The organism is Rickettsia endosymbiont of Gonocerus acuteangulatus, from assembly GCF_964026435.1.
Lineage (GTDB): Bacteria > Pseudomonadota > Alphaproteobacteria > Rickettsiales > Rickettsiaceae > Rickettsia.
In genome coordinates, this window is the sequence record NZ_OZ032147.1 from 72,069 (window position 1) to 93,963 (window position 21,895).

Sequence of the window (21,895 nt, forward strand, 5' to 3'; positions counted from 1 at the left end):
ACTTATCTCAGCATTTTATATTGCATATGATAATATAATCCTCCACCATTCATAACTCTTAGCTGGAATTTTATAGTATTTTCTCCTTGTTTTAAATAAGGCTTGATATCAAGAGGTAAATTTTTAGCTTGTAACGCCATACCTTGATCATTACCGTTGTTACAATAAGCTTTTTGATCCAAAGAATCTTGAGAAGCTATAGGTGCACTGAGAATTTTTGTGCCGTTAACATATACAAGTGTACAATCATCATACCATAAATCTAGAATTTTAAAATAATCGATATCAGCCATAATAGCATCTAAAGTTACTTTAAATGTTATAGTAAATAATTTACTACCATCTGGTTCATTTGATACATCTATAAAAGTTCTAGGATCACGAGGGAATGCGTCTACTCCAAGGCTAGGATCAGGTTGTAATGGTACAATATTTAAAATAAAATCACCGATTTTTGTAGTAGGATCATAAGGAGTATTTACTAATTCCGTAGGAAAATTATTTTCAATAATTTCTATAGGCAGTCCTTTTGATTCTCTACACCCAACATTTTGTCCTAAAGGTTCAAACTCGATAGTTTTATTATCAAAATTTGATAAACAATAACGCTGTAATGGTTTGCTTGGGTCTATTTCTACCCAATTAGGAGGACATGTACCTTGTGCTAACTCTCCTATATCTGTTTCTGGCCATAATGCATTGCCGTGAATAGATTGTGGAGAAGTAATTGCAGAACAAACAGGAGCTAAAATAGGCGAACATAGATTTAATTCTCGCCAAGTTTTATCTCTTACATCTGAAACCTTAACATCATATGTTGGGTTACTATTAGAGTCAAATGTAACTTTGTAATATTGAGTAGCATCTAATATAGAACCTAAATTAGATGCAGGACTTATCCTATTTAAATAGTCTGTAGTTAAGACACACACAGGAGTATTAGGGTTATCATTATTAACATAACAATTACTATTGTTAGCACAGCTATAAATAGTGATACCTTTCCCTGCACCTGATAAAGTTTCTACTTGAGAACAACCGCTTGTGCTTTCACATAAACTAAGATTTGCATAACTAGCAACTTTACTTTTAAATACGCTACAATCTACAGTATTTGGTTGATCTAATTTAGCAAGCACACAATTTATTTGTTGATTATTATTAGGATTACCAGGTGTTGTTGATGGTGGTGGTGGTACAGGACTACAATGCTGGAAATTCTTAGGCATTAAGCAGGTATGCGTTCCACCTTGTACATATTTACCATTTATATATTCCAAATATTTTAAATAGACTGCATTTGAGTTTGGATTACCATTATTGTCATAAGGCGGTATATTATCTTTATATACGCCGTGAATTGTTATCTGGTTTAATGCATTAGGACCTGAAAATGGCATAGCAATATATTTATCATCCGGATATTTTGGCGGATCTTTAGGGATAAATGCAACAGAGGAGCTATAATTATAACCAGCAAGCGTTACTACACTTTCTGTAGCAGTAGAATTAGGATCAGCAGCATATGATAATGGGGTTACAAGTGTGCTAGTTTGATCTATAATATTACCCTTATCATCTATTACTTGCATAGAAGCAACGAATTGTGGAGTATAATAGCTATTACTTGGGCAAGTAATTCCCGAATATTGTTTTTCACATTCATAAGTAGCTAAACTATATGAATCACTTACTCTAGGCACACATCCTGCTAAACTACTCGATTCAAATACACAGATATCTGCTGGATCTTGTATATCTGTTTTAGTATTACTAATAGAAGCATACAGACTTCTTGGGTTATCATTATTATCATTTAAAGTAAAGTTTTGCTGTATTGGCATTAAACTACTTGAATTTTGATTTTGCACTACAGGAAATTTTACGCTTACATCAACAAATTGACCTATATTAGCTCCCCATATTTTTTGACAAGAAGTTGAGTTATTTGCTTCTGCAGTACCACAATCAGGTATATCGCTTATAAAATAATCACTAGGAGTTTCAAGGCTACCCATAACCTGCGAATATACTATTCTAAAACCTTGATTACAACCATTAGCAGTAACATTGCAAGGTAATTTTATATTTGTATTAATGCAAGGAGCACCACTTGAAGAGCTACCGCAAGGTTTAATAAAATCTGTATAAGCAGTGGCTACGTGAGCACTACTTGCTGAAGTAAATGCCCCATTTATTTGTACACAAGTATTAAGATCAGGATTGGTACCGGTACAAATAGGTATAAGATTATTAAAGCTAACACGCACTGTATTATTAATAATATTATTTCTAACATTTGACACTACACAAGGTAAGACAGCTGAAGATTGATTAAAAGTCCCATCAGGATTTTTAACACTACATATATTATTAATGACTGCAGGAACACTTAGCTCGTTTAAACTTTTACAAAATGGTGGTGGATAAGGACCTAAAGGTAATTGTACACAACCAAAAGAATAATCATCTACAGAACCATTTAAAGAACCAAAAGCTTCAATAATTGGTATTATTACAGCATTAGGAAAAAAATTAAATAGGTCACCTATGGCATTAAGTTGAGTTTGAAGTACTTTTATTATTTCTGAATCTTGGCTTATCATACCAAGAAGTTTAGAAAGTAAACTCGGTATATTTGCCCCGCCGAGTGTAGTAACTAAAAATTTTAATACTTGGGCAATTGGACTCAATTTAGTAGTTTTATGTAGTGGTTGACTATTAGGATTCCAATCCAAAGCATCAGTATGTGCCCCTGAATCTGATACAAGGTTTACAAGCCCTGGATCACTATATGCACAAAGCTTAGGAGAAGAAATAGTAAGTATTTGTCCGTCTACCCCAACTATAGTATCATCACTATCGGTAAAACCAACTTTATTAAGATGAAATCCTGCAGTATATCCAGGATCAGCAGGGGAAGGATCAGAATTTATTCCAGGAGGAGGTGGCATTGCAGGCACTGCAATTCTGGCACAAACTCTAGTTAGCGGTAAACCATAACCGGTTGGCCATAATACGCATTGTCCATTCCAGTTTAAATTAGCGTTCTGAGACCAACAAGCAGCAGCATTACAGCTTTGAATTCTAATAGTTATTTTAGGAGTAAAATAACTACTGTCTGGCGACTCTTGAGCACATCTATTTAATACAAAAGGTGTAAATCTACCAGGATAACCGAATTGTAATAAACAATTATCAGTATCACGACCATCACTTTTATTCCAAGGAGGACAATTTGCACCTGTTTTAAATGTATTTGTTATTTCATTTGGACCTTTATTCCAAGTTTCTGTTCTTACACTTTGCCCACAATTACAAGGATCAGTAATACAACCACCTATATCACCCCAAATACTGGCATGTGTATTAATTGAGCAAAATAGAAACAAAAAAAATAATAAATATTTTTTCAACACTTTGAGTAATTGTTATAAAATAGTTGTTATATATTGTTACATAGTAGTCATATACCGCAGATATTTTATGATTTGGAAGTCAAATAAGTGGTGAGCCTGCGGGAGCGTAGATAACTACGTGAGCACAGGCGAATCCCGAAATTTGGCTTACCAAATCTTGAAATATCAAAGGTAGACTAGTCTACGTTTAATGCATCATATAGATAATTAATCCAATTATCTGGTGGTCCTTGGTATTTTTCTAGCACTTCTTTATAGATAGCCATTTCTTCCTTTTTACTTGATAAAATACGCACGACCCCAGTTAATGCTGCTATACTTAATTCTAAAGCTATAGATTCGTTATCTTTATTAATTAAAAACATTCTACTAGTAAGTATTAATTGTGATAACTTACGTATTTCTGAGTCTGTTAAACCTAAAATCTCGTCTAGATCTTCGATTTTCACATCAGACGGTAAAATAATTTTAGTATTAATTAACTCAAGCCATGCTTTTAAAGTGTATTTTGGATATGCTTTAAGATAAATAAAATTAAAATTACCTACAAAGACCCCATTACTTTCATATAAATTATTAAAAATTAAGTTTATATTATCACTATAAATTTCAGGTTTATAGAGTTTATCAAAACTATCTGCAGCAAATATTTTAGGTTTAGTACCTACTAAGCTTAAATGGTAAGTAAGTGCATAAACTACACTAGCACAAACATTTTGGTGTTTTTTTAAGTTATTATTAAATTGTTCTAAATATTTTCTTTCACTTGGATAGAATTGCTTAGCAAAAGGCTCATCTGAAAGCTTATATAAATTAAGACCGACAATATTGCTTTCATTAATATTAAAAACTGATTGATCAAATAAACCGCTATATAATTGTCCCTCAGTGAAACCTTTTAATTTATCTAATATTGTACTACCACACTCTTCTTTAAAATCTTCCCATTTTAAGATGTCAGAAAAAATTCGCTTTTCCTTATCAATTGATAAAATTTTACTTCTGAGTTTCTCTAAAAAAGTTAGCTCTACTTCATTAAGCGGTGAAATATAATGACCACTTAACATTTTTAAAAATTCTAAAATGAAAGCTTGCGATTTTTCTGTATCATCTACTAAAAATGGATTGATAATTTGTTTATCAACCTCTAACCATGTACCCTCTAATGCTTCGATAAAAATCTTAGAATCATTGCTATTAGAGATATAAATTATTGTTGGATCATACTTAGTTGATTCTGAAATTAGAAAGTTCAATAATACTGTTTTACCAGTTTTTTCTGTACCAAAAATACAAGTATTACCCCTACCAGTTTTATCATGAAAATTCATAAAATAAGGAGTACCTCTTTCTGTTCTAAGTAGTGTTAATGCTCGTCCCCAAGAAGTATATTGGCTACCTAAAGGTGAGTTGTGCAAAGCAGCAAGAGATGCTATATGATCTGACAATAAAGGCGACATTCTTCGTATGAAAGCAAAATTAGCCGGTAATTGTGCCCAAAATGTTTGTTCTATATTAAGGTCTTCTTTTACATGAACAATACCAAGTTTAAAAAGCTCTCTTGCAGCTTTTGCAACAGAAGCAGTAAGTTTATCTTCATCTTCTTCTATAATAGCAATTGAAATTTGTTGATTACAAAACTCAAAAGAAGATTTATTATCATTAAGTTTATTAATCCCTTTATGCTCAATTAAGTTATTATCATTAGTAATTTTTAAAATATAATCCTGTCCCTTTAAAGCAGCAATCACTACTTTTTTATCAATAAAGTAAAATATCTCGGTTATTATTAATTCAAGCGGCAGCTGCAAAAACTTATCAAGAGCTTCAGAAGGAGATTCTTGATATTCTTTGATAGATAATAAGGAAATAAATTTTTTATTTTGTTCCTGATTCGTGACTATCATTTTATCGCCACTAATCGTATAAGTACTTCTACCTATTGCACTTGATAAATCTATTATAGGTACTAAACAATCGCTATCGTTAATATTAGCTATTCGGTTATATAAAAATAAAGGTGCAGAAAATGTGTTTTCATTTTCAAATGTTATACCAAGCTTTTCTGCATCAAATTCATTTAAGTCATTCAAAATATTATTAGCAAGACTTTCTAGCTTCTGAACAGCAGACTCTAAATATTTATTTTCAAAGTCTACGATTAATTTAGTTGATAAAGAATTTATCAAGGAGCCAAAATTTTTAATTTTAATCTTGGCAGAATCATGTACTATGGAAATATATAAAGTATTAACAAATTTATCATTCCAGTGATTTTTTCTCTGCCATAATGCATGGATGTTAGCAGGTAATAATTTTTTATAAGGAGTAGGATCGTCTAAATTTTGTCTTTCTCTTATTGTATGCATCCAAAAAGCAAAATCATAACTATTTGTATGCTTTTTTACAGAAGCTCTAATTATTTCACGTAAATTTTGTATGTTATCGCTAATTTTTTCTGAACTGATACCATAAACTTTAATAATTTGTAGTAACTTACCATCCTTGGTAAGCAAAGTATGCTCATTATAGTGACATGCTATAGGTATAAAATTCGGAGCATTATAATTGTATATATCCTTATCAAACTTTCGTAAACCACTAAACACAAATAACCTTAATTTAAATTAATTTGTTGTCATCCCTTGAAGGCTTTGTTGCATGGGTTGAGAGCCGTCATTGCGAGAAGAAACTGAAAGTTTCGACTAAGCACAATCTCAGAAACCATATGCTGTTTCATGAGATTGCCACGCTCCTCTTAGTCGCTCGCAATGACGGGAAAAACGAGCCATGTAATGATGATCCAGTCACAGTATAACACCAAGCTATAATCGCAAACACTTACTGCAAAACTTTATCATGTAATAAACATTATTACAAAACTTTACCTAATTATTTACGTTTAATAAATGATTATTCTTTATATACAGTGATTTTTTGTAACCCTCCCATGTAATTTACCAGAACATCCGGTACGGTTATTGAACCGTCTTCATTTTGATAATTTTCTAAAATTGCAACCATAGTTCTACCAATTGGTAAGCCAGAAGCATTTAAGGTATGAACTAAAGTAGTATCATGACTACCAAATTCCTTATATCGTGCTTTCATTCTACGTGCTTGAAAATCACCACAATTAGAACAGCTAGCAATTTCACGATATTGTTTTTGTCCAGGAAGCCACACTTCTATATCATAAGTTTTTTGTGATGCAAATCCCATATCACCAGTACAAAGTAGCATAGTGCGATAAGGTAATTCCAGTTTTTGTAAGATAGTTTCTGAAGCATTAGTCATATATTCATGCTCATTTTTTGACTCTTCAGGTGTTGTAATAGATACAAGCTCTACTTTACCAAATTGATGCAATCTAATCATACCTCTAGTATCTCTGCCGTTGCTACCTGCTTCTGATCTAAAGCATGGTGTATAAGCAACAAGTCTCATAGGTAATTTTTCACGAGGAATAATAGTATCGGCAACCATATTTACTAACGATACTTCTGCAGTTGGAATTAGCCTATAACCGTTTGTAGTTGCAAAAGATTCATCGGCAAATTTAGGTAACTGACCCGAATTATACATAGCATTATCTCGAACTAGCACTGGAGGCGACACTTCAAGAAAACCGAACTCTCCAGTATGAATATCAAGCATAAAATTGGCTAAAGCACGCTCTAATTTTGCTAAATCACCTTTTAATGTTACGAATCTAGCACCTGAAATTTTTGCCGTTTGCTCAAAATCCATTAGGTCTAGTTTTACACCTAGTTCAAAATGCTGTTTTTTATTTAGAACATTAAGGTCTACTTCTCCATGAGTACGAATTAATTTATTCATACTTTCATCAATACCATATGGCACTTCTTCATCGGGAATATTAGGAAGAGTATTTAATAGCTCATTTAGCTTATTATTATTGTTTAAATCTTGTTCAAGTTCTTCTAGTTTTTCATTGATGTCCTTGACATCTCTTTGTAATCCCTCAAATTCCTCTCCGCTTTTAGGGTTCATGTTACCTAAAATTTTTGACTTTACTTTACGTGCGTGCTGAAATTCTTGAATTAGATTAGTGATTTTTCTTTTTTTACCATCAAGCTCTTCGATTCTTTTTGCCATAGGTTCAATAAATCTCTGTCTAAGCTTTTCATCGAATAATTCTTGATTTTCTCTAATCCATTTAATATTTAGCATTTATGACCTCGGTTTTTTCTATATAATTACATATTATTATTGAAATTTCATATAATAAAAGCAGCGGTATTGCAAGAGCAAACTGGCTTAATATATCTGGAGGAGTTAATATTCCTGCAATAATAAAGTTAATAACTATCGCAAAGCGTCTTTTTTGCTTAAGCGTTTCTATTGTAATTATTTTTAATATATTTAATATTATTATAACAACTGGAAGTTGAAAGGCAACACCAAAAGCTATAATTAGATGAATAACTAGATTTAAATATTCACTAATCCTAGCTTCTAAAACTATCGGTACTATTAAATCACGCTTTTCAAAACTAAGAAAAAAATTCCAAGCTTTTGGCATTACGAAATAAAAAACGAAAATACTACCACACCAGAATAAAATAGGCGATATAAAAAGAATAAACGCAATAATTTTTTTCTCATGATAGTATAATCCAGGACTAATGAATAAGTAACATTCTAAAGCAATTACTGGTATAATAATAGCGAAAGCTGCAAAAGCTGCAAGCTTAATATAAGTAAAGAATGCCTCGGTAAGTCCGGTATAAATTATATTTCGTAAATTATCTTTACTTAGTTTAGCAAGTGGCTCCAATAAGAAACTATAAATATTATCACTAAAATAATAGCAAATAGCAAATGCAATTATAAAAATAATAAATATTCTGGATAACCTTACTTTAACCTCTGATAAATGTTCTTGAAAAGAATATAATTTCATAAATAAAAACTTCTGTTTCTATTTTTTTTTATAAATTACATCAACATCAGGTAATGAGATGTTATGTTTTTTTGCTTTTATGCCTTTTAATTTTCCTTTAGAATATAGAACAGCCTCTTGTATGCCTCTTAATATACTTTTTTCAGCTTGGTTAGATTTTTTATTATTCATTCTTTTTCTTTCCAATATAATTAATTTTGTTTTCGATGTCATCCCGTGGCTTGTCGACGGAATCCAGTAAAATAAACATAAATATAGTAAATTTTTAGAGCTAAAAGCTCGATTTTATCTCGCTTTATTCTGGATCTAGTTCCCAAGCCACGGGATGACACTGAAGACATTTTTCGATCCATGTAATAACACTTATATTTTTTTATCATATACTTTAAAGAAGACCAGTATAAATAACATACTAAATAACGTATTACAAAAAAAGAATAAAGACCAAGAAAGATATTTTGCACAAATGCCACCAAGAGCAGCTAAAACAATACGACTAACCGAGCTAAAAGATGCTATAATAGAATATTGGGTAGCAACAAATTCACTATTACAGAGATTTGCAAAATATATAGAGATAATAGTTCCAGCAAAACCAATGCAAAAATTTTGCGTAGTAATAGTTATTATAAATATTTTTACGTTATATCCGACAATAGCAAGGATCATGAACATAAGAGGTGAAAGTAATTGAATAATGCCGCCGGTTAAAACACTGCGTAATATACCGATTTTTGTTGATAAAATTCCGCCTAACGCTCCTCCTACTATCATGATAAGCAATCCGTAAGCTTTGTAAATAAAAGCTATTTCATGAGTAGTAAAACTTAAATCTAATAACAAAGGTGAACTCATAGCCATAGGTATAGAATCAGCGGCTTTATATAAAAAAACAAATAGCATGATTAACAATAAATGCCGTTGTTCGTTTTTCAAGGATATAATGCTGCTTTTAATAACTTCAAAATATTGTTTCAGATTTATTAAATCTTTTGTTCTATGAGATTGTTGTTTTTGTTTTGGTTCTTTAATGCATAAAACAATTATAGGTCCAAGAAGAGTAATGCAAATAGCCAATTTATAAACAGTACTCCAATCAAAAATAACCGATATATATAAAGCACCGACGCTACCGAGTAACATCCCAAGCCGGAATCCTATACTGCCGAAAGTAAACACTAAAGAAAGTTCTTTTTGTGAATTAGGTCTCTCAATGCGGTATGCGTCAAGTACAATATCCTGAGTAGCCGCACAAAAAGAGATAATAAATAATATAGTGGCTGTAATATATATATTATCACAAGGGCTAAAGCTTAAAAATCCGGTCATCGCTAAAATTAGGCATAGCTGTGATGCTATCACCCAGCCACGTCTTGCTCCAAATTTAGAACATAAAAAAGGGATAGAATATTTATCAATAAAGGGAGACCATACAACCTTTAAACAATAAGGAAAAGCAGCAAGCGATATTAAACCTATTATATCGGTTGTATATCTTGCTTCGGATAATTGGTACGGAACGGTAAAAAAAATTAAATTAAACGTGAAACCGGAAATCAGACCTAAGAGCAAAATCCCAAGTAAATATATTTTATCTATACTTATTTTCTTTATCAAAAACATATTATTTATATTGTATTTTTAAAGAATAAGGTGCAACTTTAGAAAATATCTTACCCACTACTGGTATTTTAGTTACAATACTACTAATGAAGAAAAATGATGGGATAACGTTACCTTTAATTTGAATTAATTTTTGGTTGGTATCAATATTACCTTTCATAGTAAAGTCAAAAAATGGTCCGTGTGCTTCTGCACTGGATAATGTAATTACATTTCCTTGATAACTAAATTTACCGTTCATATCTTCAAATGAAATATTCTTATTATTGGTTATCGAGCTAAGAAGACCAGGCATTGAAACGAAAGAAACTAATCTTGTTAAAAAAGGAGTATCGGTTAAGGCAAAACGTGTTATATAGAATTTACCATCTAATATTGGTATTATATCGCCTTTTTTAACTTTGTATCTTCTAGTATTCAGGTTAATTTTAGCATAACCGTCTTGCATAGAACTATACATCCCAAGTCCTTTAAGTAATGCTCCAGCATTATCTGACTCAATTAACCATTGTTCATAGCTTTCTTGTGCAGTAAGAGACATTCTCACTTTTTCATTATTGGAAATATTACTATTTAGAGAACCAGAAAAACAGCGTACTTTATCACATTTAATTGCTAAATCAAAGTTATCTAAAATTACATTATCTTTTAATAAAATTTTATATATGTTAGTTTTTAACACTACATTACGTGTGGAATCGCTATCTTTTTGTAAAAACTCCATCATATTAGAGTTTGAAAGATCTAGTACACTTCCATAAATTTCAGTATTTAGATTATGACTATCTATGGTTATTTTTCCTCTTAATCTTGTATTTTTATGATTAATAGAAGACAGAGATATATTATAAATATCTTTCTTAGCTAAGATATTACCACTAATTTTTAAACTATCATCTCCTGACAGATTAAATTCGATATTCTTATCTGAGCCCTTATCACTTAATTTAGTATGGATATTTAAATTAGCTTTTTTACGCAACTGTTTGTGGATAGCTACTTTATCTATATAAAACTCTAAATTATCAAGGTTAGAATTAAGATCAATAGTTGTATTATTATTTTGCTTTTTATATTCAAAATCTAGAACAGCACTACCTGACATTAATTTTAATATGCCAAAACTTTTATTATTTGCTGTAATATTACTTTTTATTTTAAGCAGACAATTATTGTTTTCATCTACCATATCGTGGTCGTAAGTAAAATTACTTACATAGTTATTGATTTTACCCTTACCAGTAATATTTAATTGGTTATCTCTAAAAACACCTTTTGCCTCACCTTGTTGTAACAATATATTATTACTTAAAGTATTAAAATTTATATCAGTTAATGTTGAGGTAATATTATAGCTATTATCGATTTCAGAATTGATAGGAATTATTATCTCTATTATTGAATTGGCATTTCCTTTAATTCCTTTCAAATCAATATCTTCATTTTTAATATTTTGATATGCGTCCTTTCGGATAAAATCAACTAAATCACTAATTTCACCTTTAGCAGTAGCGTTAAAAACAAATTGTGACTTAATAGGTCCTTCCCATTTAAAAGTCATAATACCATTAGATAGAACGCTGTTACCGCTATAAGCCTCGTTAATTAGGAATTTTACCTCTGCCCCTGACATAACTACATTAGTATCAACTTTAGTTAAAGCAGGTAAATCTTTATAATATTTATATTCAAAATTTGATATATGCAAATTTGCTTTTAAATTATCATCTTCTAAAATATTTTCTTTTAAAAATTTTCTATCTAGTTTAATGCTTAATTCGCCATTTTGAATGTGACCTTGTTTTATATGCTCTCGCAAATAGGATATCACAGGATTGTTAGGAATAATTTTTTCTACTGTTTGGTAAATTATCAGAGGAATATTTACTATATTGGCATTGGCATCTATGTTTTTATCGGTTACTTTACTGTTTAAAGATAAAGAAGCTTTGTTCCCAAAATTCAGATTACAATCAGCTATTTTAGGGTTATTTTTTGTATTGCTAGTTTTATAAACACATATAGCTTTTCCAAGCGGCAGCCCTGCCCCTTTTTCATCTGTTAAAATATCACTTTTTATTGAAGTTAGGTGTATGTTAGTTAAAATATTTCTTTGGAATATATTTAAGGAGTAATCACCATTTATTTGAGTATTTATAATTTCTTCCTTATTATTTGATATTACCGAAAATTGAGCTACATTAAAATATGCTTCTATTAATGAATTAGAAAATAGATTTTTGAAATTTAAAGTAATATCAAGGTCATTAATTTCCCCTTCAGCATTATCTATAAGATATAGAGAAATTTTATTAATTATTAAGTGATTTTCTTTAAAATTTAAGTCATCTATTACAGCTTTGATATCATTCTTACTTAAATAAAATTCAATTACTCTTTTAAAAGGTTTATTCATATGTCCATGATTTGCACTATAAAAAATTAAATATGCAACTAGAAACAATGCAGCAAAAGTTGTAAAAATACTAATAAAAGCTTTTTTGAGAAAATTCATTCGAGTTTATAAATCGATTAAAAGATTACGCAAGTTTTAGACTTGTAATATTTGTTAAATATAAAGTATAATCTAGAAAAAATCATCAAAAATTATGAATATTACATTTATTGGTAGCGGCTATGTGGGATTAGTTTCAGGTGTTATGATGAACTATCTAGGTCATAATGTCACTTGTCTTGATAATGATGAAGCCAAAATCTCTAAGTTAAATAAGAAAATATTACCAATTTATGAAGCTAAACTTGATAAATATTTTATGCAAGCTTTGGAACATGAAAGGTTAAAGTTTGCTAGCTTTTATAATGATGAACTTAAAAATACCGAAGCAGTATTTATAACAGTCGGTACACCCTCTAAAGAATCAGGCGAAGCCGATTTAAGTTATGTTTATGAGGCAATAGATAAAATTTCTCTACATATAAACAAAGATTGTTTAATAGTTATCAAATCAACTGTACCACCAAATAGTTGTAATAATATCATTAATTATTTAAAAGAAAAAGGCTTCTCATTTAATGTTGCATCAAATCCGGAATTTTTACGTGAAGGGAATGCTGTAGAAGATTTTTTATATCCTGATCGTATCGTGATTGGTGTAAATAATAAAGAATCAGAGGATATATTACGAAAGATTTATATGCCTTTAACGGATAATGGAGCAGAATTAGTAGTAACTGATTTAGTTACAGCAGAGCTTATTAAATATGGCTCAAATAGTTTTTTAGCTACTAAAATTGCTTTTATTAATGAGATGGCCAATTTATGCGAGAAAATTGGGGCTGAGATTAAAAATTTATCTAAAGGGATAGGGCTTGATAAAAGAATTGGAACAGCCTTTCTAAATGCTGGACCTGGATTTGGAGGCTCATGTTTTCCAAAAGATATCTTGGCATTAAATAGTATCATTAAGAATAATCACATAGATTCTAAAATTCTTGAAGCAGTGATTAGAAGTAATAAAGAGCGTCCGAGCCTGATGGTAGATAAGATAGCTACTTTATTAGATGAAGATTTAAAAGGTAAGAATATAGCAGTTTTAGGCTTAACCTACAAAGCAGGTACCGACGATGTTAGAGCAAGTCCTGCAATTGAGATCATTAAAAATTTATTAGATAAAGGGGCGTACGTTAAGGCATTCGATCCCATGGGTCTTGAAAATTCTCAAAAAACTTTTCAAAATGAAAATTTGTTATATCTAGATTCCGTAATCAAAGCTTGTGATTCTGCTGATGCTATAGTTATTACCACCGAGTGGAGTGAATTTCAAGAACTTGATTGGCAGAAAATTTACAACTTGGTAAAATCACCTATAATGATTGATCTACGGAATATCTTAAAAGCTGATAAAATGAAGAGCATTGGCTTTAAATATTATAAAGTAGGAAGTAAGATTTAGTGCTGATGTCATTCCAGCATAGGCGGGAATCCGGCATAAAGCGAGATGAATCGAGCTTTTAATCCTAAAGGATTTGCCGTATTTGTAATTTTTGCCTAGATTCCTGCTTCCGCAGGAATGACATAGGACTCTACAACAAAACCCTACACTTTAACACTAATTAAAAATGCAAACTGAATTTATACATTTAAGAACGCAAAGTTCCTATTCTTTCTTAGCGAGTGCATTAACTACTGAAAAAATAGTGGAGCTTGCCTCTTCTTATAAAATGCCTGCTATTTGCTTAACAGATAAAGAAAATTTATTTGGATCGCTAGAGTTTGCTTTATATGCAATAAAGAAAGGTTTGCAGCCCATTCACGGAGTTATTTTAAACATACAATATGAAGCAAACGTTTTTGCAGAAATATTATTGATAGCTAAAGATGAAATTGGCTATAAAAATTTGCTTAAACTATCCAGTATCACCTTTACCACGAATGATCGTAAAATATGCAACCATATTACTTTTGAGAATTTAAAAGAATATCAAGAGGGATTAATAGCATTATGTTGTTATACTGAGGGTATTATAGGGAAATGCTTGCTTGCTAATAAAGAAGAGCAAGCTGAAATGTTTGCACGAAACTTGCAAGAAATTTTTGGAGATCGTTTCTACTTTGAAATTATGAGGCACGATCTACCGGAAGAGCAACTTATTGAAGATAATTATATTAAAATAGCATCAAAATTAAATATTCCGCTTGTTGCTACTAATAAAGTATTATTCAGCAAAAAAAGCATGCATGATGCACATGATGTATTATTATGTATTTCTGCCGGTGTTACTAAAGAATATCCTGATCGTAAAACAGTTAGCGAGAATTGTTATTTTAAATCAGCAAAAGAAATGATAGAGCTTTTTGCCGATCTACCTAGTGCTATCGAAAATACAGTAAATTTAACACAGCGTTGTTATTTTGCTGCCCATACAAACCCTCCAATGCTTCCTAATTTTGCTACTAAAGATATTAGTGAAACTGATTTAATTAGAAAAGAAGCAAAAGACGGGTTACTTGCAAGACTTGATACAAAATTCAAATCTGAAAATATTTCCATAGAAGATCAAGAAAATATTAAAACTGAGTATTTTGCTCGCCTTGATTATGAGCTAAATATTATATGCAGTATGAATTTTGCTGGTTATTTTTTGATCGTATCCGACTTTATAAAATGGAGTAAAAATCAAGGTATTTTAGTAGGACCAGGCAGAGGCTCAGGAGCAGGATCAGTTGTTGCTTGGAGCCTACTTATTACTGATCTTGACCCTATTAAATTTGGTCTATTATTTGAAAGATTTTTAAATCCAGATCGTATTTCAATGCCTGACTTCGATATTGATTTTTGTCAGGAAAGACGAGAAGAAGTTATTAATTATGTACGTTCTAAATATGGTAATAATAGAGTAGGACAAATTATAACTTTCGGTAAAATGCAGGCAAAAGCGGTAATTAAGGATGTAGCACGAGTACTAAGCCTGCCCTATAAATTTGCGGATTATTTAACTGAATTAGTGCCGTTTAGTGCAGTTAATCCCGTCACTCTTGAGCAGGCAATACGAGAAGTGCCAGAGCTTGCAAATGCTGCTAAAGGTAACGGATTATATAATTTAGAGGGTGAGCTAGAATTAATTAAATTAGTACTTGATACCTCATTAATTCTTGAAGGGCTGCATCGCCACTCGTCAACACATGCAGCAGGAATCGTAATAGCTGGTACTGATTTAGTTGATATAGTACCTGTCTACAAAGATGCTAACTCCGATATGCTAGTAGTCGGCTACTCTATGAAATATTGCGAGCTTGCGGGTTTAATTAAGTTCGATTTTCTTGGGCTGCAAACTTTAACTGTTATTACCAATTGTAAGAAATTGTTAAAAAAACAAAATATAGAAATAGATTTTAACGATATGACATTTGATGATGAAAAAACTTATCAAATGTTATGTAAAGGTAAAGGAGTCGGCGTATTCCAGTTTGAAAGTGTTGGGATGAAAGATGCACTTAGACGTCTTAAACCCGACTCCATACATGATTTGATAGCTCTTGGTGCGTTATATCGCCCTGGACCTATGGAAAATATTCCAACCTATATAGCTTGTAAGCATAAATTACAGCAGCCTGATTATTTGCATGAGTTATTAAAGCCTATCTTAGAAGAAACTTATGGAGTAGTGATATATCAAGAACAAGTTCAAAGAATTGCTCAAGTTTTAGCTGGTTATACGCTAGGAGCTGCTGATTTGCTTCGTAGAGCCATGGGTAAAAAAATTAAAGCTGAGATGGAACAGCAAGAAGAAATTTTTGTTAAAGGTGCAATAGCTAATAATATTTCTGAGGCTCAAGCTAAATCTATTTTCGCCACTGTTGCTAAATTTGCTGGTTATGGTTTTAACAAGGCCCATGCCGCAGCTTACGGGGCTATTTCATATCAAACAGCATATCTTAAAGCTAATTATCCAGCAGAATTCGTAGTTGCATGCTTAAATCTTGAACTAAATAATCACGATAAAATTAATTTATTTCTACAAGAAGCAAAAGATAATAACATAAAAATTATTGCACCGAATATTAATATTTCTGATGGATATTTTAGTATTTTAGAGCATTCCATAGTGTTTGCACTTGGAGCTATAAAAGGAGTCACACCGAATTTTGGTAAGCTAGTAACAGATGAAAGAAATGCAAGAGGTGCTTTTAAATCGATCATTGATTTTATTGAGAGATTACCACCAAAAGCTATCAACAGTAAATTACTTGAAAATCTAATTAAAGCTGGCTGTTTTGATGAATTACATGATAATAGATTGCAGTTATTTTCAAGCATTTCTAAGCTTCTTGCATATTCGGTTTCTTACCATGAAGAGCAGGCATCTAATCAATTTAGTTTAATTAAAGTCTCTAGCTTAAGCAAAGAAATATTAGTTTCAAGCGATTACGCTGATAAAAATACTTTAGCTTTTTATGAATTTGAAGCTATGGGGCTATTTATCTCAAATCACCCGCTAACAGAATATAAAGAAATATTTAATCGTCTAAATATCTTAAGCTCAGCTGATTTACATAATAATTTGCCTGATGGTACTAATAGAGTAATGATTGCTGGTGTAATACAAAAGAAAGATTCTCGTATGTCAGCAAGAGGTAGGTTTGTTACCTTAGTGCTTTCTGATCCTGAAAATATATTTGAGTTAAGTATTTTTAGCGAAGAGGTTTTAAAAGATTACGTACATCTACTTGACGTTAAAAGTTTAGTAGTTGTTAATTGCGATATCATTAAAGATGAAGGCGGTATTAAAATCACTGCTAAAAGCTTTTCATCAATTGAGAATGCAACTAGCAATCAGCAATTTGATTTACAGCTTTATCCTAAAAATGATGTAGAATTAGAGCAAATAATAACATTACTTGCAAATCGTATAAATAACGACGAGCATAGTAATACTACAGCTACAATATATTTATCAAGAAAATCAGTAAAAAATTTTGTAGCAAAAATTACATTGCCAGAAAAGTTCTTTTTAAGAGGGCAAGATTTTGAGATTCTTAGTCTTTATCAAAATACTTAAATATATAGTGATTTTATCTTTCTAAATCTTCTTTAGATAATTCTGTAATTTTTATAACAGCATCTAATGGTATGCCTTCTTTTAGCATTTTTTTAGCCATAATAGCTTTTGCTTCTTCTCTTGCTTCTTCCTTTCCTTGTTGCATCCAATGGTGAGCTATATAGCATAAGTCATTAAGGTACTGACAGAGCGAGAGTATCATGTTATAGTAAGCAAATATTAACAAGCATGTAAAGAGATATGGCACGAGCATATGCAATAGAACTAAGACTAAGAGTTATAAAAGCTGTAGAAGCAGGGATACGAATAAGTAAGGTAAGTAAATTATTTAATGTAAGTCGTGATACTATATATAAATGGAAAAAATTAAAAGATAAGCAAGGTACTTTAGAAGCAGCAACTGGTTATCAGAAAGGACATAGTCATAAGATAAAAGATTCAGAATCTTTTAAAGAATTTTTTAAAGCTAATATGATAAAACATCAAAGGAGTTAGCAAAGCAATGGGGTAATATTGCATCTGTAACTATTTGAAGACAAATCAGAAAACTTGGCTATAGCTATAAAAAAACTCATTTTCATCTGAAAAGAGATATTAAATTAAGAAATGAATTTATAGCAAAGATACAAACCATCACAAAAGACAAATTAGTATATTTTGATGAATCTAGAATAGAGGATAATGCTTGCAAAGAGTATGGATGGAGCATTATAGGACAAAGGTGTTATGGAGAAAAGGTGTATCAACATAAATTTAGAATAAGTATGATAGCTGGTCTTTGTAATGGTAATCTTATTGCTCCTGTAATATTTGAAGGTAATTGTAATACAGAGGTCTTTAAAACTTCAAAACTTACGCTATGTTTGGTTCTAAATATCGTAAAGATGGAGAACGCAGCTGTTGTTGCATATAGTCATCTAAAAGCCCTAACTTTATTTGGTAAACCGTTTTACCGATTGTATTTGCAGTCCTTTTGAGAAATGCCCAAACTAAAAATGCCCAACTAATATGATTACGTTGAATACGCTGTTTCCTGCATTGACAACGTTCTATCCCAGTAAGTTGCTTAATTTCTCTGTGCATGCTCTCAATTACCCATCGAAAGCCACACTCATCTTGTGCAGCTTTAGAAGATTTGTGAGTTTTGTTATTGGTAACAACATACTCAACTCTGTTGGTAGAAACAGTAAATTTAAACAAATTAACATGCTTATTTTTAGCAAAGCCTTTTATATGAATCTCTACTCCATGCCTGATCTCTTCATCTGAAAATGTCAACTCTTTTACAGCTTTATAAGGTTTAGAATCGTGTGTTTTACTAACGTTTCTATTGGCTTTAATAGGGGCATAATAATATTTCCCCAGAGAGTCAACATGTTGCATAATTTTGTGTGTAGAATACCATGTGTCAAAAAAAGTACTGTTTGAAAAGGAATCCTTGCTATAAACAGCATTATTTAACATGTTTAATAGGTGTTCTAGTTTTGTTGCTCCATCATGATCAGGTGCAAAAATTCGATAATCTATTACCCAAAACTTATTAATATCAGGGTTATAATATACCAGACTCACTACTCCTATACCTTTAGTAACTCTACCTGTAGCTCCACTGTACTGCGATCTTGCAATTTCTATTTGCTTCGTATTCCTTTTATTTAAAACCGTATCATCAAATATTGTATATCCATTAGATGAAAAAATAACATCATTCTTGATGTGTTCCCATAACAAAACTACATTTCTTTGCATGTTCAGCGTAGTAGGTTAAACTATAATTCTTTTGGCTAACTATTAAAAATTGACAATAATCTGTCCTATTAATTGGTATTGCTTGCAACTTTATCCTCTTTGACATGTTTAATTATTTTTACAATAATTTATCACTTTTTTACTCATAGCGTAAGTTTTGTCAGATAATTTTTTTATGATACTGTATCAATTTTCAGCCGTTGCATATTAAAAATCTGTATCATTTTTCGACCGCTGTTGACAAAATGAGAGACAAATAGCAACTTTAAGTGTGCAATTAGAAGCAGTATATGGCATTAATGGGTATTATGTGCAGGAAGTAGGAGAAGAAATGCTACCACAAAAAACAAAAACATTTGATATTGATCCTAATGGCAAATCTATTGGAGACCTAGGATCAACTAGGGAATCAGAAGCAAAAGCAGAAGAGACAGCATGGCATCAAATTAGAAAAGGTGTGAGGGAGGAGCTGGGTGATCATATTGACCAAGCTTGGTTTGCAAAAGCAGAAGTTGCCGAGTGTAAGGAAACCAAAACCTTGACATTAACAATGCCAACAAGATTTATGGCTGATTGGATTAGGAATAACTATTATCATGTGATAAGACGAGTGGCTGGTAGTGTTGGGATGAATAGTGTGGAGTATACACTAAATGTTAAAAACTAATTTTGCTATATCAAAATATAACACGTTAATAATAATTATACTGCATAAAAAATAATTATTCAATCATATATATTAATTCATAAAATCATCATTCATTTTTCATAAAAAATAATTATTACCTCATAAGTATGAATTATTCTTGACTTAAGTTTTAAGCTTATATAATTATTAGTTATATGAGATGTAGTAATAGAGAACAAAGAAGGAGATTATTACAGAAAAGAAAAAACCGATAGATGCTCATCCTAGCCAAAGTTTGAGCATATACCGGTCAATGAAACAACCCATAAATCAATATGAGGTCATATATGAATATATCACACTATCCTTGTGATGGCAATAATGGTAGAGTATTAGCTGATCATTTGTGTGATTTATAGACATAGTTATAATAAGGATGTAAGCTCAAATGTAATTTAGTTATAAAAAATACCAAAATGGACTCTAAGATTAAAATATGTTTGAGTTGGGTTAAATTATATTAAGAGTCAGGTAATGCAGGGAAAGTGTGTAGTTATTATGGTATTTCAAGATTCACCTTACGTAAATGGTATAAACGTTATGAGTTATTGGGTATTGAGGAGCTGCATTCTTTAAGCAGGAAACCGCATACATTTCCTTTTCAGAAATTAAATGATATATCAGAGCAACAAATACTAGTGTTACGACAAGAGAGGAAATTAGGAGCAAGACGTATTCAGAATGAACTAAAACGTTTACATAACATTTCGTTTTCTACGGCTACTATACATAAAGTCCTGCAGAAACATAATCTTGGTAAGATAAACTTCAAAACTTACGCTATGAGTAAAAAAGTGATAAATTATTGTAAAAATAATTAAACATGTCAAAGAGGATAAAGTTGCAAGCAATACCAATTAATAGGACAGATTATTGTCAATTTTTAATAGTTAGCCAAAAGAATTATAGTTTAACCTACTACGCTGAACATGCAAAGAAATGTAGTCATGATGTTATTAATAGATTTTTAAGGAATGAAAAATATACACCTTCTTTGTTATGGGAACACATCAAGAATGATGTTATTTTTTCATCTAATGGATATACAATATTTGATGATACGGTTTTAAATAAAAGGAATACGAAGCAAATAGAAATTGCAAGATCGCAGTACAGTGGAGCTACAGGTAGAGTTACTAAAGGTATAGGAGTAGTGAGTCTGGTATATTATAACCCTGATATTAATAAGTTTTGGGTAATAGATTATCGAATTTTTGCACCTGATCATGATGGAGCAACAAAACTAGAACACCTATTAAACATGTTAAATAATGCTGTTTATAGCAAGAAGATTCCTTTTCAAACAGTACTTTTTGACACATGGTATTCTACACACAAAATTATGCAACATGTTGACTCTCTGGGGAAATATTATTATGCCCCTATTAAAGCCAATAGAAACGTTAGTAAAACACACGATTCTAAACCTTATAAAGCTGTAAAAGAGTTGACATTTTCAGATGAAGAGATCAGGCATGGAGTAGAGATTCATATAAAAGGCTTTGCTAAAAATAAGCATGTTAATTTGTTTAAATTTACTGTTTCTACCAACAGAGTTGAGTATGTTGTTACCAATAACAAAACTCACAAATCTTCTAAAGCTGCACAAGATGAGTGTGGCTTTCGATGGGTAATTGAGAGCATGCACAGAGAAATTAAGCAACTTACTGGGATAGAACGTTGTCAATGCAGGAAACAGCGTATTCAACGTAATCATATTAGTTGGGCATTTTTAGTTTGGGCATTTCTCAAAAGGACTGCAAATACAATCGGTAAAACGGTTTACCAAATAAAGTTAGGGCTTTTAGATGACTATATGCAACAACAGCTGCGTTCTCCATCTTTACGATATTTAGAACCAAACATAGCGTAAGTTTTGACTTAATAATAAAGAACTAAGAAACATTATTAAGCTTAAAAAGGAATCATCTATGATTAATTAGTCACGAATTAAACAGACATCCTTAT

The 21,895-nt window shown here is 31.1% G+C and carries 16 protein-coding genes and 2 pseudogenes; 8 read left to right on the forward strand and 10 right to left on the reverse strand.

The annotated features are described in order from the left end of the window. Nucleotides 1–2 precede the first annotated feature (2 nt). Nucleotides 3–3,419, reverse strand: coding sequence for a hypothetical protein (locus tag AAGD55_RS00500; RefSeq protein ID WP_341791728.1), 3,417 nt, complete (start codon nucleotides 3,417–3,419; stop codon nucleotides 3–5). Nucleotides 3,420–3,466: 47 nt separating this feature from the next. Here AAGD55_RS00500 and AAGD55_RS00505 point away from each other — a divergent pair. After that, nucleotides 3,467–3,593: pseudogene (locus AAGD55_RS00505) on the forward strand (palindromic element RPE5 domain-containing protein); the annotation flags it as partial. A gap of 2 nt (nucleotides 3,594–3,595) precedes the next feature. Here AAGD55_RS00505 and AAGD55_RS00510 read toward each other — a convergent pair. From AAGD55_RS00510 to AAGD55_RS00535, 6 genes are all read right to left on the reverse strand, one after another. Then, complete coding sequence (locus AAGD55_RS00510; RefSeq protein ID WP_341791729.1) at nucleotides 3,596–6,028, reverse strand: VirB4 family type IV secretion/conjugal transfer ATPase; 2,433 nt, start codon at nucleotides 6,026–6,028, stop codon at nucleotides 3,596–3,598. 304 nt (nucleotides 6,029–6,332) lie between these two features. Continuing rightward, nucleotides 6,333–7,613: a serine--tRNA ligase gene (serS, locus tag AAGD55_RS00515; RefSeq protein WP_341791730.1), complete on the reverse strand. Its 1,281-nt coding sequence runs from the start codon at nucleotides 7,611–7,613 to the stop codon at nucleotides 6,333–6,335. Continuing rightward, complete coding sequence (gene tatC, locus AAGD55_RS00520; protein ID WP_341791731.1) at nucleotides 7,600–8,346, reverse strand: twin-arginine translocase subunit TatC; 747 nt, start codon at nucleotides 8,344–8,346, stop codon at nucleotides 7,600–7,602. The genes serS and tatC overlap by 14 nt, the downstream gene beginning before the upstream one ends. Before the next feature lie 18 nt (nucleotides 8,347–8,364). After that, complete coding sequence (locus tag AAGD55_RS00525; protein WP_341791732.1) at nucleotides 8,365–8,517, reverse strand: hypothetical protein; 153 nt, start codon at nucleotides 8,515–8,517, stop codon at nucleotides 8,365–8,367. Nucleotides 8,518–8,709: 192 nt separating this feature from the next. Next, the gene (locus AAGD55_RS00530; protein WP_341791733.1) at nucleotides 8,710–9,969 is read right to left on the reverse strand and encodes an AmpG family muropeptide MFS transporter; all 1,260 of its coding nucleotides are present in this window, start codon (nucleotides 9,967–9,969) and stop codon (nucleotides 8,710–8,712) included. A gap of 1 nt (nucleotide 9,970) precedes the next feature. After that, nucleotides 9,971–12,484, reverse strand: a complete 2,514-nt coding sequence (locus tag AAGD55_RS00535) for an AsmA-like C-terminal region-containing protein (RefSeq protein ID WP_341791734.1) — start codon at nucleotides 12,482–12,484, stop codon at nucleotides 9,971–9,973. Nucleotides 12,485–12,578: 94 nt separating this feature from the next. Here AAGD55_RS00535 and AAGD55_RS00540 point away from each other — a divergent pair, with 94 nt between their 5' ends. Together AAGD55_RS00540 and dnaE are read left to right on the forward strand one after the other, a co-directional pair. After that, entirely contained in the window at nucleotides 12,579–13,883 is a 1,305-nt protein-coding gene (locus AAGD55_RS00540) for a UDP-glucose/GDP-mannose dehydrogenase family protein (protein ID WP_341791735.1), read from the forward strand. 166 nt (nucleotides 13,884–14,049) lie between these two features. Further along, the gene (gene dnaE, locus AAGD55_RS00545) at nucleotides 14,050–17,490 is read left to right on the forward strand and encodes a DNA polymerase III subunit alpha (RefSeq protein WP_341791736.1); all 3,441 of its coding nucleotides are present in this window, start codon (nucleotides 14,050–14,052) and stop codon (nucleotides 17,488–17,490) included. 13 nt (nucleotides 17,491–17,503) lie between these two features. On the opposite strand, the gene AAGD55_RS00550 is transcribed toward dnaE, so the two are convergent. Next, nucleotides 17,504–17,635 (reverse strand): hypothetical protein, encoded by a 132-nt coding sequence (locus tag AAGD55_RS00550; RefSeq protein WP_341791737.1) that lies wholly within the window; start codon nucleotides 17,633–17,635, stop codon nucleotides 17,504–17,506. Between the two features lie 95 nt (nucleotides 17,636–17,730). On the opposite strand from AAGD55_RS00550, the gene AAGD55_RS00555 reads away from it, so the two are divergent. Both AAGD55_RS00555 and AAGD55_RS00560 read left to right on the forward strand, forming a co-directional pair. Beyond that, a complete protein-coding gene (locus tag AAGD55_RS00555) occupies nucleotides 17,731–17,985 on the forward strand; it encodes an IS630 transposase-related protein (protein ID WP_341791738.1) in 255 nt (84 codons plus the stop codon). A gap of 212 nt (nucleotides 17,986–18,197) precedes the next feature. Next, nucleotides 18,198–18,275 (forward strand): annotated as a pseudogene (locus AAGD55_RS00560) (hypothetical protein); the annotation flags it as partial. 67 nt (nucleotides 18,276–18,342) lie between these two features. On the opposite strand, the gene AAGD55_RS00565 reads toward AAGD55_RS00560, so the two are convergent. Both AAGD55_RS00565 and AAGD55_RS00570 read right to left on the reverse strand, forming a co-directional pair. Next, entirely contained in the window at nucleotides 18,343–19,239 is an 897-nt protein-coding gene (locus AAGD55_RS00565) for a transposase (RefSeq protein ID WP_341791739.1), read from the reverse strand. After that, entirely contained in the window at nucleotides 19,196–19,345 is a 150-nt protein-coding gene (locus tag AAGD55_RS00570) for a hypothetical protein (RefSeq protein WP_341791740.1), read from the reverse strand. Before AAGD55_RS00570 ends, AAGD55_RS00565 begins: the two co-directional genes overlap by 44 nt. A gap of 165 nt (nucleotides 19,346–19,510) precedes the next feature. On the opposite strand from AAGD55_RS00570, the gene AAGD55_RS00575 reads away from it, so the two are divergent. The 3 genes from AAGD55_RS00575 to AAGD55_RS00585 all read left to right on the forward strand — a co-directional run bounded on the left by AAGD55_RS00575 (nucleotide 19,511) and on the right by AAGD55_RS00585 (nucleotide 21,800). Beyond that, nucleotides 19,511–19,906 carry a DnaA N-terminal domain-containing protein gene (locus AAGD55_RS00575; RefSeq protein ID WP_341791741.1) on the forward strand — a complete coding sequence of 132 codons (396 nt, stop codon included), beginning with the start codon at nucleotides 19,511–19,513 and terminating at the stop codon, nucleotides 19,904–19,906. 506 nt (nucleotides 19,907–20,412) lie between these two features. After that, a complete protein-coding gene (locus tag AAGD55_RS00580) occupies nucleotides 20,413–20,748 on the forward strand; it encodes a helix-turn-helix domain-containing protein (protein WP_341791742.1) in 336 nt (111 codons plus the stop codon). Between the two features lie 2 nt (nucleotides 20,749–20,750). Beyond that, nucleotides 20,751–21,800, forward strand: coding sequence for a transposase (locus tag AAGD55_RS00585; RefSeq protein WP_341790834.1), 1,050 nt, complete (start codon nucleotides 20,751–20,753; stop codon nucleotides 21,798–21,800). The last annotated feature ends 95 nt before the right edge of the window (nucleotides 21,801–21,895 follow it).